Source organism: Pseudonocardia terrae (assembly GCF_021343995.1).
GTDB classification, from domain to species: domain Bacteria; phylum Actinomycetota; class Actinomycetes; order Mycobacteriales; family Pseudonocardiaceae; genus Pseudonocardia; species Pseudonocardia terrae.
In genome coordinates this window covers 1-15417 of the sequence record NZ_JAJTTE010000093.1, presented here as the reverse complement: position 1 = coordinate 15417, position 15417 = coordinate 1, and the positions used below count along the sequence as shown (strand labels likewise).

Sequence of the window (15417 nt, the reverse complement as noted above, 5' to 3'; positions counted from 1 at the left end):
ACGCCAAAGATCAACTAGCGGCACGACCCAAGATCGACAGTGGATCCAGGCTCAGGAGTGGTGCCGGGCCCGGTGCGCGGCGAGGACGTCGATCCCGAAGTCCGTGGTCGGGTCGCGCCACACCGAGTGGGCGTGGTTGGCCCCGCGCTGGGTGTTGTCCCACTCGACGAGCAGCCGAGGGCCCTGCAGCCGGTAGTAGTGCGGCTCGCCGACCGCGGTGGGCCCTGCCCACGCGACGTGCACCTGGTCGAGGGCCCGGTCGTCGTCGTAGCGCGGGACGGGGGAGAACCCCGCCGGGGCGCGGTCGAGGTAGGTGGTGAGCAGGGTCCGCAGCACCTCGCGCTGGCCGGGGTCGAGCTCGGCCGCGGGGAGGCCCTTCGGCTCGGTGCTGATCGCGATGGCCTCGTGGTCGGCGCCGTCGAGCCCGCTGGCCTCGTCCATGGCGTCGCTCACCGCCTGCAGGTGCCGCTGCTCCGCGGAGTCGGCGAACCGGCCGCGCCAGATGCCGGCGAGCGGGATCACCCGGTCGCCCTCCGCGACCCGGGTGCGGTTGCCCGCCACGATGTCCGACGGCGCCCGCGGCAGCAGCGTGGCCCGCGCGGCGAGCTCGGGTCCCAGCGACCGGACGAGTTCCCGCGCCAGGTCCTCGACGCGGGCGAGCGGGCGCAGCTCGGCCCCGCCGAGCAGGGCGGAACGGGCCGGGTCGGCGCCGAGGAAGCACGGCGTGCAGGCGACGAGCGCGCCGTCGACGACCAGGTTGTTCAACGAGACGTGGTGCCCGCCGAAGCGCCACCCCCACGGCCCGGGCCCGGACGGGTCACCGAACACCCGCAGGTAGTACATCCCGGGGTCGCGGCCGCGCTCGCGGTCGAACCGGGCGACGAAGCCCTCGGCCTGGTCGAGCACGTTCTCCAGGCCCATGACGGTCGCGACGGTGACGTAGGCCGGCGTCGACAGGCCCGACGCGACCAGCCGCATGGCCGCCCGCTGCTGCGCGGGCCGCTGCTCGTGCAGCGTCAGGCCGCCGTGGTCGGTGGGGGTGTAGAACCAGCGCCGCCGCTCGGCGTCCGTCTCCTCGTGCGCGGTGGGCGCGGCGCCGCCCGCCGTGGCCCGCTGCGCCGGATCGAGCGAGTCCAGCCACGCGGCCGCGGCTTCGCCCATCCGCGCGGCGACCTCCCGCGCGCCCGCCCCCGCCCTCGCCGTCGAGCCCAGGTCCACCATCGTCCGACCGTAGCGTCAGGCGGCCGCGGTCCGGACGGAGCTGCTGTCGACGATCACCCGGCCGAGCGGGACCAGCGACACCGGGATGAGCTTCAGGTTCGCCAGGGCCAGCGGGATCCCGATGATCGTGATGGCCAGCGCGACCGCGGTGGCGAGGTGCGCGATGGCGAGCCACCACCCGGCGAAGATGATCCAGATGACGTTGCCGATGACCGAGGGTGCCCCCGCGTCGGGCCGCCGGACCAGCTCGCGGCCGAAGGGCCACAGCGAGAAGTCGGCGATCCGGAACGACGCGAGGCCGAACGGGATCGTCACGATGAGGATGCAACAGACGATCCCCGCGATCACGTAGCCGAGCGCGAGCCAGATCCCGCACAGCAGGAGCCAGATGATGTTGAGCAGGGTCCGCATGGTTCCTCCCGTCGCCGTACCCCGATCCTGCCTGCGGCCGTCGCCCGGGGGCCTCACCCCGGACGGACGACGTGCGTGCAGGTCCTCGGGGACAGACCGTCAGCCGGACCGGCGGTGTTCCAGGAGCGACGGGCCCGCACGCCCCGTGCCGGACGGCCCTACCTCGCCGGGTCCCTGGGCCCGATGGTGACGCGGCAGGTGCACCGTGGCGGCGGCGCGTGGGGGAGTGCCGGGGCTTCGTGGGTCCGCCGCCCGCCCGAGGAGGCTGCGATGAGCACGACGGACGTCCGGAGTGACGAGGCCCGCGAGCCGGTGGGTGCCGCGACCGTCGACCTCAAGCTCGAGGTGGTCGTCATCCCGGTCGCGGACGTCGACCGCGCCAAGGGGTTCTACGCGCGGCTCGGCTGGCGGCTCGACGCCGACCTGCCGTCCGACAACGGCTTCCGGGTCGTCCAGTTCACCCCGCCCGGCTCGGCCTGCTCGATCCAGTTCGGCACCGGCATGACGGTGGCCGCGCCCGGTTCGGCGCAGGTCCTCTACCTCGTCGTCCCGGACATCGAGGCTGCGCGCGCGGACCTGGTCGGCCGCGGCGTCGCGGTCACCGAGGTGTTCCACCCCGGGACGCCCGGCGCGCAGTTCCGGCCCGACGGTTCGGGCCTGCGGGTCGGCGAGCCCGGACCGGGGCACACCAGCTACCGGTCGTTCGCCACCTTCCGCGACCCCGACGGCAACGGCTGGCTGATCCAGGAGATCACGCGGCGGCTGCCCGGCCGGGTCGACATCGCCGAGACGACCTTCACCTCGACGGCGGACCTGGCGGCCGCGCTGCGGCGGGCCGAGGCCGCGCACGGCGAGCACGAGAAGCGCACCGGCCGGCCCGACGAGAACTGGCCGGCCTGGTACGCCGCCTACATGGTCGCCGAGCAGGTGGGGGCGGCCCTGCCGCGCTGAGAGCCGTGTATCGGCGGTGCTGGGAGGCGTTGTCGGTGCTGGGAGGCGTTGTCGGTGCTCGGCGGCGTTGTCGGGTGCCGGGCGGCGGCGTCGTCGGTCGCGGTGCTTGTCCGGGTCGTGGCGCTCTCGTGCGGCACGAGGGTCGGGTCAGGCTGGCGATGGCCCGACGGCAAGGGGCACGACGGCAGGCTGCCACCAGCACCACCCCCTCACCACGATCAACCGATGAGCAGTCAGCCCACGGGCTGGAGGAGGGGTGGTGGTCGTCGGCGGGGGGTGCGGCTGAGGTCGATCCAGGACGGTGGGATGAACTCCGGTAGGCCGTCGGCCATGAGGGCTTCCCAGTGCGAGTGGTGGATCAGTCGGTGGTGGACCGCGCAGAGCATCACCAGGTTGTGCAGGGCGGTGGGGCCGCCGTGTTGCCATTCGTGGACGTGGTGGATTTCGCACCGGGAGGGTGGGCGGTCGCAGCCGGGGAAGGCGCAGCCGCCGTCGCGGGTGGTGACGGCGCGGCGGAGTCCGTCGGGGACGGTGCGGGAGAGGCGGCCGATGTCGAGGGGCACCCCGCGGCCGTTGAGGACGACCGGGATGACGGCGGCGTCGCAGGCTAGTTGGCGCAGGGTGGGGGCGGTGAGTTGGCCGCCGAATTCCAGGGAGGCGGACGCGGCGCGGCGCTGCAGGTCTTCCAGGCGCACGGTGATGGTGAGCTGGGGGCGGCGCCCGTCGGTGTCGGGTAGCCGGCCGCGGGAGAGGACTTGGGCGCACACTTCGGCCAGCGCTTCGGCGTGGCGTTCGGCGGCGGTGCGGGGGTCGTCGGGGTCGCGGGGGGCGGCGCCGGCGTCGATGGCGGCGGCGATGGCGTCGAACAGGGCGGCGTCGTCGTAGCGGCCGGTGAGTTTGCCGCCGGGGCGGCATGCGAGGCGTCTGCCGGTCTCCGAAGCGCGCGCATGGCTCGGCCTGCGCGCAGGGGAGATCTCGAGATGGCCGTGGAGCGCAGGCCTGCTCGATGATCGATGTCCGGTGTTCGGGTCGCGTCGGCACGGCAGGACTGCGGCACCGCAGCAGGGGCGTGCGCGGAATCGGTGAGCACGCGTTGCGGCCCCGCCCGCCCCGCCAGCCATGATCGTCAGCGCGGTGCAGTCATGGCCGTCGACGCCGCCGTGAGTGCACGCGAGCGCCGATCACGACGACGACCCGAGATCGCGGTCCGCCACTCACCAGCCCGCCCGCCACTCACCAGCCCGCTCGCCACCCACCGGCCCGCCCCGCCACCGGCCCCGGCGTACTCCGCCACCGACTCTGGCGCGCCACCGGCCTGCCCGCCGCGCTACCGCCCGCCCCGCCCCGCCACCGACCCCGGGCCGCCCCGCCACCGACCGGCGCGACCCACCACCAAGAGGCGGACCCGCCCCGCTGCGCGTCCCGGCTCGTCTCAGCCCGCCGGAACCGACTGCCGTCCCGGCTTCCGTGGCATCAGCAGCGCCGCGACCCACCCGAGCACCGCGAACGCGCCGACGATGACCAGGGCGGAGAAGTACTGCCCGCCTCCGGGGATCGCGCCCGCGACGAGCGAGCCGGCGATCGCCACACCGAGCGACGAGCCCAGGTTCGAGACGCTGCGCGAGACCCCGGAGATGTCGCCCTGGACCTCCTCCGGCCAGGCCGACTGCACGAGGTTGACCGACGCGGTCAGCATGATCCCGACGCCGATGCCCATGAGGAACAGGCCCGGCACGTAGCTCCAGACGCTCGGTCGGGTGCCGCCGAGCGCGAGCAGCAGGGCGAGGCCCAGCGTGGTGACGAAGAACCCGAAGCGGATCAGCCGGCGTTGGCTGTGCCGGCGGGCCATCCGTGGGGCGGCCGCCGAGGACAGCAGCAGGCCGATCGTCGCGGGCATCAGCAGCAGTCCCGTCTGGATGGCGGAGAACCCGCGGACCTGCTGCAAGAACACCGAGATCACGAAGAACGCGCCCTGCAGGACCAGCCACTGCAGGTTCTGCGTCAGCAGGCCCAGGTTCGAGGTCAGGTTGGTGAACAGCCGCAGCGACACCAGCGGGGTGCGGCCGTGCTTCTCCCGCGCCCGCGCGGCCACGGCGAACAGCGCCAGGACGACCACGCCGAGCCCGACGTAGATCCACACCGGGGACACCCCGCCCGCCGGGACGATCACGGCGCCGCCGATCGCGTAGTCCTTCGTCGCCGTGCCCCACCCGTAGGCGCCGCTCTGCAGCACGCCGAACACCACGAGGAACAGGCCCAGCGCCGAGAGCACCGCGCCCACCCAGTCGAAGGCCGGGCGCCGCTCCGGCAGCGGCGGGTCGACGATGCCGCGGCCCAGCCACGCGATCGCCGCGACGATCAGGACCTGCAGGAGGAAGGACGCCCGCCAGCTGATGTAGCTGGTGATGAGGCCGCCGATCAGGGGGCCCGCCGCCGCGCCGATCCCGGCCGCGCCGCTGACCACGCCGAAGTAGCGGGCGCGGCTGGTCGTGTCGTCGAACAGCACCGTGATGAGGATGTAGATCGGTGGGATGAGCAGCGCCGACCCGACGCCCTCGAGCAGCGAGTAGCCGAACATGAGCAGTGGCAGGCCCTGCGCGAGCGCGGCGAGCAGCGCGCCGGCCCCGTACACGATCAGCCCCAGCAGGAAACAGAACTTGCGGCCCCAGATGTCCGTGAGCTTGCTGCCCGGGATCATCAACGCCGCCATGGTCAGCGTGAACAGCGTGATCGTGGTCTGGATCCCGGTGACCGAGGTGCCGAGGTCGTCGGCGATCGAGGTGATCGCGACGTTCATGTTCGACGCGGCGTAGCTCGCCACGAACTGCGCGAGTGCCAGCGGCAGCACGGCTGCCTTCGCGGTCGCCGGCGCGACGCCGCCGGCCCCTTCGGTCCTCGTCATGGTCGTCACCCTGTGGGCGGGAGCACCGGGTGCACCTCGCCTCCACGAGGTGATCGGCGCGGGCGCTCGGGGTGGGCGGGCCCGGTCCTGCAGAGCGACGTGCGGTACTGACGGGCGGCCTCAGGACGCGGCGGCGGACTCCGCGGCCCCCCGGTCGATGACGACGTCGGCGAGCGTCAGCCGTTCGCCCTCGGCCTGCGCGCGGAGCACCTCGGCGCTGCTCACCCGGGCGGTGTGCGAGCGGCACCCGGACGGACCCGGGGTTAGCCTCTGTCGCATGAGTCTCGCGCTCGGGTCGCTGTTCACGTTCGACAACTCCTACCTCCGCGACCTGGGCGAGCTGTGCGTGCCGTGGGACGCCGCCCCGGCGCCGGAGCCGGCCCTCGTCGCGCTGAACGAGGAGCTCGCGGCCGAACTGGGGGCCGACGCCGAGGCCCTGCGCACGCCCGAGGGCGTCGCGGTCCTGGCCGGGAACGCGAAGCCGGAGGGCGCCGCCTCGGTGGCGATGGCGTACGCCGGGCACCAGTTCGGCGGGTACGTCCCGCGCCTCGGCGACGGGCGCGCGCTGCTGCTCGGCGAGGTGCTCGACACCCGCGGGCAGCGCCGCGACCTGCACCTCAAGGGGTCGGGGCGCACACCGTTCGCGCGCGGGGGCGACGGGAAGGCGCCGCTCGGGCCGATGCTGCGCGAGTACGTGATCGGCGAGGCGATGCATGCGCTGGGCATCCCGACCACGCGCGCGCTCGCCGTCGTCGGGACCGGGGAGCAGGTCGCGCGGGACCGGATGGAGCCCGGCGCGGTGCTGACCCGGGTCGCCGCCAGCCACATCCGCGTCGGCACCTTCCAGTTCGCGGCCGCGACCCGGGACACCGGCCTGCTGCGCCGCCTCGCCGACCACGCGATCGCCCGCCACCACCCGGCGGCGGCCGAGGCCGACAACCCCTACCTCACCCTCTACACGAGCGTGGTCGAGGCGCAGGCCGAGCTGATCGCCCGCTGGATGCTCGTCGGGTTCGTGCACGGCGTGATGAACACCGACAACATGACGATCTCCGGCGAGACCATCGACTACGGGCCGTGCGCCTTCATGGACGCCTACGACCCCGCCACCGTGTTCAGCTCGATCGACCACGGCGGCCGCTACGCCTACGGCAACCAGCCCGGCGTCGCGCAGTGGAACCTGGCCCGGTTCGCCGAGGCGCTGCTCCCGCTCCTCGGCGAGGACAGCGACGCCGCGATCACGGTGGCCACCGAGGTGCTGCTGTCCTTCGCCGACCGCTACGACCGGCACTGGCGCGCGGGGATGCACGCGAAGCTCGGGCTGGCCGACGCACCCGAGGACACGTCGTTGGTCGACGACCTGCTGACGCTGCTCCAGGAGCGGAAGGCGGACTTCACCTCGTTCTTCCGGGTCCTGTCGCGGGCGGCGGCCGGCGATCCGGAGCCCGCGCGGGCCCTGGTCGGGGAGGGGTTCGACGCCTGGTCCGAGCGGTGGCGCGCCGCCCTGCCGGCCCGCGCGGGGACCGAGGTCGCCACGGCGATGGACCGGGTCAACCCCGTCTACGTCCCGCGGAACCACCTGGTCGACGAGGCGCTCACCGCCGCGGTGGCGGGCGACCGGGCCCCGCTGGACCGGCTGCTCGCGGTGCTCGCCCGTCCGTTCGAGGAGCGGCCCGGGCTGGAGGCCTACGCCCTCCCTGCCCCGCCGAGCTTCGGTTCGTTCCGCACCTTCTGCGGGACGTGACGTTCGTCCCGTATGCGTGAATCGGTGGGGCCCGGGGTACCCGGGCGCCATGCCGATCGTCGAACGAGTCAAGCGCTTCCTGCAGAGCCCCCGCGGGCGTCAGCTCACCGACCAGGGTCGCCGCCTGGCCGCCGACCCGCGCAACCGTGAGCGTGCCCGCAGCATGCTGACGCGGTTCCGCAACCGCTGAGTCCGTTCTCGGGCGGCGACTGCTCCGGCGCGGCGGCCACTTCAGCGCGACTGCAGCCCCGGCGTGGCGGCCGCCGCTTCGGCCCCGCTGACCGCGGGCTGACCTCGGGCCGACCTCGGGCCGCGCGGTAACCGGTTTGCCTCCCCACGGCCCCGGGCCGGAAGATCCACTGCATGGCAGTGGACCCCCGCACCGGACGATTCATCGGCTCGTCGATCGGGCTCGTGTTCGGGGTGGTGTTCGTCCTGGCCAACACCGGGGAGTTGGCCCCGGGTCCGCGGCTCGCGCTGCGGCTCGCGGCGGTGGTGGTCGCGGTCGTGCTGGCCGTCGGCACCGTCCGGCAGCTGCGGCGGGCCGGCGCCGACGAGCCGGTTCCCGGTCGCGGCGGCTTCGATCGGCGGTACGCCGCCGTCGTGGCCGCCGAGGTCCTCGCACTGGCGGTGGGCCTCGCCGTGATCAACGGTGTGCTGCAGGCGCCGCGGTTCGCGGTCACGTGGGTCGCGTTCGTGGTGGGCGTGCACTTCTTCGGCCTCGCCCGCATCTGGCGGCTCCCGCAGTTCACCGGCCTCGGCGCCGTCGTCACGGCCCTCGGGGTGGCGGGTGCCGTCGCCGGGTTCCTCGGGGCCGGTCCCGCCGTGATCGGCGTGATCTCGGGCGTGCTGTCCGGCGTCGCGTTGTTCGCGTGGGTGGGGCTGGCCCTGCGGCACGACTGACACCGGCGCCGACCACCCGGACGGGGAGCATCCCGGTCCCGTGACGGCTCGTTGATCACCCGATCGGTCGAGCGGTGAAGGGGTGGGGGATGCGCAACGTCGCGCGTACGGCGGGGATCCGGGTCGCGGCGGTGCTCGCCGCGGTGACGGTCGGGCTCGGAGCCTCGGTCGCGACCGCGGCCGCGGAGGAGGACGGGCCGGCCCTGCAGGTTCCCGAGCAGGCCCTCGCGCAGAGCCTGAGCTGCACCGGCGACCTCGGCGACGCGGAGCACCAACCCGTGCTGCTCATCCCGGGCACCACACAGACGCCCGCCGAGTTCTCCTGGAACTACGCCCGGGCGTTCGCGGCGGAGGGGCGCCCGTTCTGCACCGTCGAGCTGCCGGACCGCGCCATGGGCGACATCCAGGTCGCCGCCGAGTACGTCGTCGCCGCGGTGCGGACCATGAGCGAGCGGGCCGGCGGGCCGATCGACGTCGTCGGGCACAGCCAGGGCGGCATGATCACGCGCTGGGCCCTGAAGTTCTGGCCGGACACCCGGCACGACGTCGACGACCTGGTCGGGCTCGCCCCGTCGAACCACGGCACCGTGGTCGCGAACGGGATCTGCCTCGCGCCGGGCGGGTGCGCCGCCGCGATCCAGCAGCAGCGGGCCGACGCGCAGTTCCTCGCCGTCCTCAACGCCGGGCGGGAGACCTACGACGAGGTCGACTACACCGTGGCCTTCACCGACCTCGACGAGGTCGTGGTGCCGAACGTCGAGACGCCGCCGCTGCTGCCCGACGCCGCGCCGCCGGCCAGCTCGGTCCTGCGTGACGGCGGCGCCGACGTCCGCAACGTCTCGCTGCAGTCGATCTGCCCCGCGCACCCCGCCGACCACCTGACGATCGGGACCAGCGACGCGGTGGCCTACGCCCTCGTCGTCGACGCGCTCGACCACGACGGCCCCGCCGACCCGGACCGGATCGACCGCGCCGTCTGCCTGCAGCCCTTCCAGCCCGGCGTGGACCCGGCGACCTTCCCGACCGACTTCGCCGAGGTCCTCACCTCGGTCGCCGACGCCCTCGCCACCAGGCCGCGGGTCGCGGCCGAGCCGCCGCTGCAGCCCGACGCCGAGACCGCCTGACGGCCTGCGCTTCGTCGGGCAGGATGTCCGGTGTGTCCGTTCCTGAACGCGTCGTGTGGGCCGTCGACCTGCTGGACCCATGGCCGGACGAGCGGATCCTCGAGATCGGACCGGGGCCGGGCGTGGCCGCCGACCTGGTCTGCCGGCGCGGGGCGCGGCTGCTCGCCGTGGACCGCTCCGCCGTCGCCGTCGAGCGGACCCTGCGGCGCAACGCCGCCCACGTCGCGTCCGGCCTGCTCGAGGTCCGGGCCGCCGAGCTGGCCGCCCTCGACCTCCCGGCCGGCGGGTTCGACGGCGCGTTCTCGGTGGACGTCAACGTCTTCTGGACGCGCTCGCCCGCGGCGGAGCTCGCCGTGCTGCACTCGGCGCTCCGCCCCGGCGGCCGCCTGCACGTGTGCTTCGGCCCGACCGGGCCCCAGCCGCCGGACCGGATCACGACCGCCGTCGGCGGTGCCCTCCGGGCGGCGGGTTTCGACGACGTGAGCGTGCGGTCCGAACCGACCGGCCTCGCCGTCTCGGGGTTCCGAGCAGGCGGGATCAGTGGCCGGTGACGGCGTCGCCCGCCGTACGGTCGAGGAGCAACGCGGCCGCGGCCGGCACCGCGAGCACGACGGCGAGCAGCACGAAGGCGACGCGGTAGGGCCCCGCCGCGCCCCCGACCACCGGCACCGCCTCGCCGAGCCGCACGAGCAGGGCACCGACCGCGACGCCGAGGCCCGCGCCCAGCTCCTGCAGCGTGGAGAGCAGCGTGTTCGCGTGGTTCATGCGCTCGGCCTCGACGTCGGCGAACGCGACGCTGTTGTAGGCGGTGAACCCGGTCGAGCGTGCGATCCCGCTCACCAGCAGCAGGCCCACCAGCAGCGCCAGCGGCGTCGTGGGCTGCAGGAACGCCATCGCCACCAGGCAGGCCGCGCCCACGGCGATCGACGCCAGCAGCACGGTCCGGATGCCGAAGCGGCGCATCATCGGGGTCGTCGCCGGCTTGATCGCCACGTTCCCGACGAACAGCGCGATCACCACCGCGCCCGCCTGCGCGGCCGACCAGCCGAACCCGACCTGGAACAGCAGCGGGAGCAGGAACGGGATCGCGGTGATCACCGCGCGGTACACCGAGCCGCTCGCCGCCGTGACCCGGTAGGTCGCCAACTGCAGGATCCGCAGGTCGACGAGGGGGCGCTCGGCGCGCAGCAGGTGCCGCACCGCCAGCCCGACGCCGAGCACCGCCACCACGAGCGCGGCGATCGTCGTCGGGGAGAAGCTCGAGCCGAGCCCCTCCAGTCCGACGATCAGCGCGGCGACCCCGATCGCGGTGAGCACGAAGCCGCGGCGGTCGAGCGGGGGCGGGGTCTCGGCGCGCAACCCGGGGACGATCCGCAGCGCCACGCCCAGCGCGGCCAGCCCGAGCGGCACGTTGATCACGAAGATCCACCGCCACGACGCGTACTCGGCCAGCACCCCGCCGACGACCGGGGCGAGCACAGGCGCGAGCAGGGCCGGCCAGGTCAGGTACGCGATCGCCCGCACCAGGTCCGTCTTCGCGGTGGTCCGTAGCACGACCAGCCGCCCGACCGGGACCATCATGGCCCCGCCGGCACCCTGTACCACCCGTGCGGCGGTGAGCGCGCCGAGGTCCGGCGCCAGCGCGCACCCGGCCGAGGCCAGCACGAAGATCGCCAGTGCCGCACAGAACACCCGCCGGCCGCCGAACCGGTCGGCGAGCCAGCCGCTGACGGGGATGAGGACGCCGAGGGTCAGCACGTAGGCGGTGATCGCCACGTTGACGTCGACCGGGGCCACCCCGAGATCCGCCGCGATGTGCGGGGCCGCCGGGGCGATCACGGTGCCGTCGAGGATCTCCATGAAGAACGCCCCGGCGACGAGCAACGCCAGGCCCCGCTGCAGTGCCACCGGGGAACCGTAGCCGGACGGGTAGGGTGCCGGGCCCCGAACGCGCGGGCCTCCCGCGCGGTCGGGAGCCCGACCGCCATCGACGTCGAGCTCACCGCCCCACTCGGCTGACGACCCACGACCCCGTGTGAGCGCGGGCCCGAGGGGTAGACCCGGGGCATGGCCGAACACGTCGACGACACCCTCTGGAACGAGTTCCACCGCGTGGTGAACATGACGTCCCGCGAGCTGGAGGACTGGCTGCGGACCGACTCCGCCGACGTCGACGCCGAGGTGGAACCCGACCACGCCGGCACACCGACCGGCCGCGAGGTGCTCGCCATCCTGCGCAAGCGCCGCGAGGACCTCACGGCCGCGGACGCGGAGTGCATGCAACGCGTGGTCGACCGGGTGCTGTCGCAGCGCCGCGACGACCTCGAACCGACCGCGGGCCAGGCGGCCTGGCGCCGCAAGCTCATGCGCCTCGGCCACGACCCGCTCAAGCCCGTGGACGCCTGAGCCTGAATCCAGGCTGAGGCACCCAGCCCATCGACCTCACGTACCTACGGCGACCCGCCGCGCGCCCCGCCGGCGGGTGGCGTAGGGCAGGGCGAACAGCCAGAGACCGCTGAACAGCAGCACCGCGAGCGGGAGCAGCGGCAGGTAGTAGACCCAGAAGGGCAGCACTCCCGCCACGGCGGCGAAGCAGACGACGACGGTCACCGTGAAGACGAAGGACGTCCAACGGTGGATCTGGCGGATCGCCTTGTTGCGGTTCATCGGGGCCTCCTGGAGGGACGACGGGGACGAGGGTGGGGCTCCGGTCCGGATGGTGCTGTCGACGACGTTCACGCTAGGAGCGGCCGGGCGGCGGGGCTTCTCGATTCCTGACGGGTTCGCGCGACGCAGGTTGCCGCCGGAACCCGGGTAGGCCGTACCCATGACCCGACCCGAGGAGCCCACGGACGGCGAGCACGACGACACCGTGCTGCGGGGCGCGGAGATCCTGCACGGCGACGAGGTGCTCGAGGGGGAGGGCCCGCAGAGCGATGCGGGGGAGGGACCGGACCCCGACGCCGAGGGTCCGGGCAGCGTGAGCGGTGCCGGCCCCGGCAGCGTGGAGCCCTGACGCCCCCGGCGCGACGTCAGACGGACCGGTCCCGCAGCCAGCCCGCCGGATCGGACCGGCCCGCGGCGTCGTCCCGTGTCCAGGTGCGGAAGCCCTCGGGATCACGCCGCTCGAACTCGTCGAGGTAGGCGGCCCGCAGCGCGGTGACGAGGTCGAGCTCGGCGGGGTCGCGGACGCGCTGCAGCCGGGCGCAGCTCAGCCGCCACTGCCGGCACAGCTCGGCCAGGGGGAGCGAGCGCGTCGCCGATCGGGTGCGGGGAGGATCGGGGCGGCGCGCGCGGACCGTCCGGGACACCGCGCCCAGGAGACAGGCCACGGCGAGCGTCGCCAGCACGCCGCCGATCCCGCCGTGGACCGTGACGACCGCTCCCCACCCCGCGAGGACCAGGGCGACGACCGCGAGCCCGGTCCGGACGAGCACGCGGGCGAGCGAGCGGTGCGGCCCGGCCTGCAGGGACCAGACCGCGACGGGCGGCGTCGCGATCACCGTTCCGACGGCCGCGGCGGCCGCGACGTCGGTGGTGAACCCCAGGCACCCGCGCACCAGCAGCGCTGTGCCGGCCACGACGGCGACCGGCGCGAGCCTGCGGGCCAGGATCCTCGGGTCCCCCGACACCATCGCTCCTCCCGGGTGCGACCTCCGCCGGACGCGTACCCGCGGGCGCGCCACCCATGCCACCCACGCCACCCATGCCACCCATGCCACCGATGCCTCCGGTGTCGGTTTCCGCGTGGCCACCGCGGGCACCTTCCGGTCGTGATCAGGACGGTGTTCCGGACCCTCGCGCGGCTGCGCCGGGCCCCGGCGTTCCACCCGCGCGGCGTCCTGCTCGGGGGCGAGCTGCGGATCGACGACGGCGGGTCGGCGGTGGGGGTGGCGCTCGGTCCCGGCCCGCACCGGGTGCTGGTGCGGTTGTCGAAGGGCGCGGGGACACCGGGACTGCTGCCGGACCTGCTCGGTGTGGCCGTGCGCGTCGAGCCGGACGGGACGGGCGACGCCGTCGACCTGCTGTTCACCACCTCGACCGCCGGGGGTGCGGTGCTCGCCCCGGCGCGCGGGTGGCGGACGTCGACCTACAGCACCCTGCTGCCCTACGACACGGCCCTGGGCCGCCTGCGGCTGCTCGTCGAGCCGGAGCCGCGGGAGCCGGACCCGCCGGCGGACCCCCGCACCGTCCCCGACGCCCTGCGGACCCGGTCGTTGCGCTTCCGGCTGGTCGAGGCCCGGTCGCGGGAGCGGCGGGCCGTGGCCACGCTCGTCCTCACCGGTGAGCGGCCCGGCGCGGTGGCGTTCGACCCGGTCCTGCACCAGCACCCGCGGCTGCGCCCGGTGCCCTTTCTCGCGGGGGTGCGCGCGCGGGCCTATCGCGGCTCGCGGCGCGGCCGGCACGCCGCGCCCACGGAGCTGGCGCGCAGGCCCGGCTAACGGTCCTCGCGCCGGCTCGGCTCGGCGTGCACCGGCTCGTGCTCGCCGCCGGGGAACCCGCGACGCACGGGCCCGAGCGCCAGCACGAGGCCGAGCACGGCGAACACGCCGGCGACCACGGTGGACGGCACGTTCATGCCCAGCCAGTCGATGTCGTGGTCCAGGACGCCGAGGATCCCGAACACCACGAACGCGACGCTCACCACGGCGAGCAGCCAGCCGTAGGCCCGGGCGGTGGAGAGCCGCGTGGCGCAGAGCATCCCGATCACGCCCAGCGCCAGCTGCAGGACGCAGCGCAGCGGGTTGATCTCGAGGCCCAGCAGCGTCGACTGCCGACCGTCGGGGCCGAGCGGGGAGAAGGCCGGCCAGAACCCCACGATGCCGTAGATCATCAGCAGCGCGCCGAGGACCAGCGCCCCCACCTGGACCCAGGGGAAGCGGGCGTGCCCCGGCCCCTGCCGCGCGGCCCGTTCCGCGGCCTCCCGGGTGGCCTTTCTGGTGGCCCGATCGGTCATGACTCCTCCTCGCGGGACGACGCGAGTGCGGTCGGCACCCACCGTCGTCGCCTACCCCGCCCCCCGTCCGGCATGCGCCGATCCCGGTGTGCGACAGGTACTGCGCGCTCGCGGTGGGGCCGGACGGCCGGCAGCACCGGCGTCCGCCGCCACCTGCCGGGCGACGGCGGAGCGGGCGCGCTCAGCCCGAGCCCGAGCCCGGGACCGGCTGCCCGGCCTCCTCGCGGCTGCCCGCGCGGGTACGCCGCGGGTCCGGGGCCGCCTCGGCGGGGAGCCGGTGCAGGAACTCCTTCTCGAGCTCGAGCATCCGGCGGGTGTGGGCCTCGAGCGCGTCCTCGGAGCCGCCGAGGACGGTGTCGTGGCGGGTCTCGTGCAGATGTGTCATCTCCCGGCGGAGGTCGTCGTCGTCGAGCTCGGCCGGCGGGACGCCGTGCGATCGATCGGTCATGCCCGGCTGCTACCCGCGGGTGGCGGTGGGCATGCGGATCAGGTCGGGTTCGCCTCCGGCCCGGCGCCCGGGATCGCGCCGGTATCGGCGCTACCGGCGGCATCGGCAGTGTCGGTGGTGGCGGCGGTGTCGGCGAGATCGGCAGGGCCCTCCCGCTCCGTCCGCCCGGCGTCGGGGGACGCCTCGGCCCACCGCCCGACGCCTGCGCCCTGCGCGTAGGACAGGTGCCCGCCGAGGGCGCCGGCGACCCCCAACGGCAGCGCGCCGACCAGCGACAACAAGGCGCCGGTGCGGTGGCGACCCTGCCGGCGCGCGACGTAGGAGGCCCCGAGGAAGGCCGCGGACACCACGTTCCCGGCCGCGTGGAGCATCCCGACCCGGCGGCGGCGGTCGTCGAGCCCGCTCCAGTCGGCGAGCCCGGTCACCGCCGTCGGCAGCAGGCTCAGCATCCCGGCCCCCACGACGCGGCGGGCCGCCTCCTCCTGCCCGCCGGCGGCGTCGAGCAGGGCGGCGGAGACCCAGGCGCCGATCGGCACGGTCACGAGCAGTGGATGCACCGGATGGCCGAGCCAGGAGCCGCGCAGCGCCCCGTCGAGCCGGCTCCCGGTGAGGACCCGGCGCAGGCCGCGCTGCACGGCCGCGCCGACGTCGTCGCCGACGCGGACGGACTCGGTGGCGCGCAGCGCCCGGACGATCGGTGAGCCGCTCATACCGCTGGCCTACCCCTTGGCCGGGGGTTCACGCGCCACCGCCCGG

Annotated in this window: 19 protein-coding genes; 9 read left to right on the top strand and 10 right to left on the bottom strand. The window is 74.9% G+C overall.

From position 1 onward, the window contains the following. Positions 1–51: 51 nt before the first annotated feature. Together LWC33_RS33215 and LWC33_RS33210 are read right to left on the bottom strand one after the other, a co-directional pair. Positions 52–1221 (bottom strand): DUF3500 domain-containing protein, encoded by a 1170-nt coding sequence (locus tag LWC33_RS33215; RefSeq protein WP_233308675.1) that lies wholly within the window; start codon positions 1219–1221, stop codon positions 52–54. Positions 1222–1236: 15 nt separating this feature from the next. Beyond that, complete coding sequence (locus tag LWC33_RS33210; RefSeq protein ID WP_233308674.1) at positions 1237–1632, bottom strand: YccF domain-containing protein; 396 nt, start codon at positions 1630–1632, stop codon at positions 1237–1239. Positions 1633–1902: 270 nt separating this feature from the next. Here LWC33_RS33210 and LWC33_RS33205 point away from each other — a divergent pair, with 270 nt between their 5' ends. Next, complete coding sequence (locus tag LWC33_RS33205) at positions 1903–2583, top strand: VOC family protein (protein ID WP_233308673.1); 681 nt, start codon at positions 1903–1905, stop codon at positions 2581–2583. Between the two features lie 233 nt (positions 2584–2816). Here LWC33_RS33205 and LWC33_RS33200 read toward each other — a convergent pair whose 3' ends face one another. Both LWC33_RS33200 and LWC33_RS33195 read right to left on the bottom strand, forming a co-directional pair. Beyond that, the gene (locus LWC33_RS33200) at positions 2817–3704 is read right to left on the bottom strand and encodes an HNH endonuclease signature motif containing protein (protein WP_233308672.1); all 888 of its coding nucleotides are present in this window, start codon (positions 3702–3704) and stop codon (positions 2817–2819) included. Between the two features lie 311 nt (positions 3705–4015). Further along, the gene (locus tag LWC33_RS33195; RefSeq protein ID WP_233308671.1) at positions 4016–5485 is read right to left on the bottom strand and encodes an MFS transporter; all 1470 of its coding nucleotides are present in this window, start codon (positions 5483–5485) and stop codon (positions 4016–4018) included. A 277-nt stretch (positions 5486–5762) separates the two neighbouring features. On the opposite strand from LWC33_RS33195, the gene LWC33_RS33190 reads away from it, so the two are divergent. From LWC33_RS33190 to LWC33_RS33170, 5 genes are all read left to right on the top strand, one after another. After that, positions 5763–7229 (top strand): protein adenylyltransferase SelO, encoded by a 1467-nt coding sequence (locus LWC33_RS33190; RefSeq protein ID WP_233308670.1) that lies wholly within the window; start codon positions 5763–5765, stop codon positions 7227–7229. 49 nt (positions 7230–7278) lie between these two features. Further along, positions 7279–7419 (top strand): hypothetical protein, encoded by a 141-nt coding sequence (locus LWC33_RS33185; protein WP_233308669.1) that lies wholly within the window; start codon positions 7279–7281, stop codon positions 7417–7419. Between the two features lie 173 nt (positions 7420–7592). Further along, positions 7593–8132 (top strand): hypothetical protein, encoded by a 540-nt coding sequence (locus LWC33_RS33180; RefSeq protein WP_233308668.1) that lies wholly within the window; start codon positions 7593–7595, stop codon positions 8130–8132. An 89-nt stretch (positions 8133–8221) separates the two neighbouring features. Beyond that, on the top strand, positions 8222–9256 hold the full coding sequence (locus tag LWC33_RS33175) for an esterase/lipase family protein (protein WP_233308667.1): 1035 nt from the start codon (positions 8222–8224) through the stop codon (positions 9254–9256). A gap of 32 nt (positions 9257–9288) precedes the next feature. Further along, the gene (locus LWC33_RS33170) at positions 9289–9807 is read left to right on the top strand and encodes a class I SAM-dependent methyltransferase (protein WP_233308666.1); all 519 of its coding nucleotides are present in this window, start codon (positions 9289–9291) and stop codon (positions 9805–9807) included. Here LWC33_RS33170 and LWC33_RS33165 read toward each other — a convergent pair. Next, positions 9794–11164 carry an MFS transporter gene (locus LWC33_RS33165; protein ID WP_233308665.1) on the bottom strand — a complete coding sequence of 457 codons (1371 nt, stop codon included), beginning with the start codon at positions 11162–11164 and terminating at the stop codon, positions 9794–9796. The two genes, LWC33_RS33170 and LWC33_RS33165, sit on opposite strands and share 14 nt — an antisense overlap. Positions 11165–11323: 159 nt before the next feature. On the opposite strand from LWC33_RS33165, the gene LWC33_RS33160 reads away from it, so the two are divergent. Beyond that, positions 11324–11662 (top strand): DUF3140 domain-containing protein, encoded by a 339-nt coding sequence (locus LWC33_RS33160; protein ID WP_233308664.1) that lies wholly within the window; start codon positions 11324–11326, stop codon positions 11660–11662. A 36-nt stretch (positions 11663–11698) separates the two neighbouring features. Here LWC33_RS33160 and LWC33_RS33155 read toward each other — a convergent pair whose 3' ends face one another. Further along, a complete protein-coding gene (locus LWC33_RS33155; protein ID WP_233308663.1) occupies positions 11699–11923 on the bottom strand; it encodes a hypothetical protein in 225 nt (74 codons plus the stop codon). Positions 11924–12083: 160 nt separating this feature from the next. Between LWC33_RS33155 and LWC33_RS33150 the strand changes: the two genes are divergently transcribed. Further along, the gene (locus LWC33_RS33150; protein WP_233308662.1) at positions 12084–12272 is read left to right on the top strand and encodes a hypothetical protein; all 189 of its coding nucleotides are present in this window, start codon (positions 12084–12086) and stop codon (positions 12270–12272) included. Positions 12273–12288: 16 nt separating this feature from the next. Here the strand turns inward: LWC33_RS33150 and LWC33_RS33145 are convergent, their stop codons facing one another. Continuing rightward, positions 12289–12891 carry a hypothetical protein gene (locus LWC33_RS33145; RefSeq protein WP_233308661.1) on the bottom strand — a complete coding sequence of 201 codons (603 nt, stop codon included), beginning with the start codon at positions 12889–12891 and terminating at the stop codon, positions 12289–12291. A gap of 138 nt (positions 12892–13029) precedes the next feature. Here LWC33_RS33145 and LWC33_RS33140 point away from each other — a divergent pair, with 138 nt between their 5' ends. Next, positions 13030–13698 (top strand): hypothetical protein, encoded by a 669-nt coding sequence (locus tag LWC33_RS33140; RefSeq protein WP_233308660.1) that lies wholly within the window; start codon positions 13030–13032, stop codon positions 13696–13698. Here LWC33_RS33140 and LWC33_RS33135 read toward each other — a convergent pair. The 3 genes from LWC33_RS33135 to LWC33_RS33125 all read right to left on the bottom strand — a co-directional run bounded on the left by LWC33_RS33135 (position 13695) and on the right by LWC33_RS33125 (position 15371). Then, a complete protein-coding gene (locus tag LWC33_RS33135; RefSeq protein WP_233308659.1) occupies positions 13695–14213 on the bottom strand; it encodes a DUF4383 domain-containing protein in 519 nt (172 codons plus the stop codon). The genes LWC33_RS33140 and LWC33_RS33135 overlap by 4 nt on opposite strands. 181 nt (positions 14214–14394) lie before the next feature. After that, positions 14395–14661 (bottom strand): DUF6158 family protein, encoded by a 267-nt coding sequence (locus LWC33_RS33130; RefSeq protein WP_233308658.1) that lies wholly within the window; start codon positions 14659–14661, stop codon positions 14395–14397. Between the two features lie 38 nt (positions 14662–14699). Next, complete coding sequence (locus tag LWC33_RS33125) at positions 14700–15371, bottom strand: DUF2231 domain-containing protein (RefSeq protein ID WP_233308657.1); 672 nt, start codon at positions 15369–15371, stop codon at positions 14700–14702. Positions 15372–15417 lie beyond the last annotated feature (46 nt).

What these genes read in the sequence shown, in the direction of transcription:
- LWC33_RS33215 (WP_233308675.1), bottom strand. Translation starts at nt 1,221, where the DNA reads ATGGTGGACCTGGGCTCGACGGCGAGGGCGGGGGCGGGCGCGCGGGAG.
- LWC33_RS33210 (WP_233308674.1), bottom strand. Translation starts at nt 1,632, where the DNA reads ATGCGGACCCTGCTCAACATCATCTGGCTCCTGCTGTGCGGGATCTGG.
- LWC33_RS33205 (WP_233308673.1), top strand. Translation starts at nt 1,903, where the DNA reads ATGAGCACGACGGACGTCCGGAGTGACGAGGCCCGCGAGCCGGTGGGT.
- LWC33_RS33200 (WP_233308672.1), bottom strand. Translation starts at nt 3,704, where the DNA reads ATGGCTGGCGGGGCGGGCGGGGCCGCAACGCGTGCTCACCGATTCCGC.
- LWC33_RS33195 (WP_233308671.1), bottom strand. Translation starts at nt 5,485, where the DNA reads ATGACGAGGACCGAAGGGGCCGGCGGCGTCGCGCCGGCGACCGCGAAG.
- LWC33_RS33190 (WP_233308670.1), top strand. Translation starts at nt 5,763, where the DNA reads ATGAGTCTCGCGCTCGGGTCGCTGTTCACGTTCGACAACTCCTACCTC.
- LWC33_RS33185 (WP_233308669.1), top strand. Translation starts at nt 7,279, where the DNA reads ATGCCGATCGTCGAACGAGTCAAGCGCTTCCTGCAGAGCCCCCGCGGG.
- LWC33_RS33180 (WP_233308668.1), top strand. Translation starts at nt 7,593, where the DNA reads ATGGCAGTGGACCCCCGCACCGGACGATTCATCGGCTCGTCGATCGGG.
- LWC33_RS33175 (WP_233308667.1), top strand. Translation starts at nt 8,222, where the DNA reads ATGCGCAACGTCGCGCGTACGGCGGGGATCCGGGTCGCGGCGGTGCTC.
- LWC33_RS33160 (WP_233308664.1), top strand. Translation starts at nt 11,324, where the DNA reads ATGGCCGAACACGTCGACGACACCCTCTGGAACGAGTTCCACCGCGTG.
- LWC33_RS33155 (WP_233308663.1), bottom strand. Translation starts at nt 11,923, where the DNA reads ATGAACCGCAACAAGGCGATCCGCCAGATCCACCGTTGGACGTCCTTC.
- LWC33_RS33150 (WP_233308662.1), top strand. Translation starts at nt 12,084, where the DNA reads ATGACCCGACCCGAGGAGCCCACGGACGGCGAGCACGACGACACCGTG.
- LWC33_RS33145 (WP_233308661.1), bottom strand. Translation starts at nt 12,891, where the DNA reads ATGGTGTCGGGGGACCCGAGGATCCTGGCCCGCAGGCTCGCGCCGGTC.
- LWC33_RS33135 (WP_233308659.1), bottom strand. Translation starts at nt 14,213, where the DNA reads ATGACCGATCGGGCCACCAGAAAGGCCACCCGGGAGGCCGCGGAACGG.
- LWC33_RS33130 (WP_233308658.1), bottom strand. Translation starts at nt 14,661, where the DNA reads ATGACCGATCGATCGCACGGCGTCCCGCCGGCCGAGCTCGACGACGAC.
- LWC33_RS33125 (WP_233308657.1), bottom strand. Translation starts at nt 15,371, where the DNA reads ATGAGCGGCTCACCGATCGTCCGGGCGCTGCGCGCCACCGAGTCCGTC.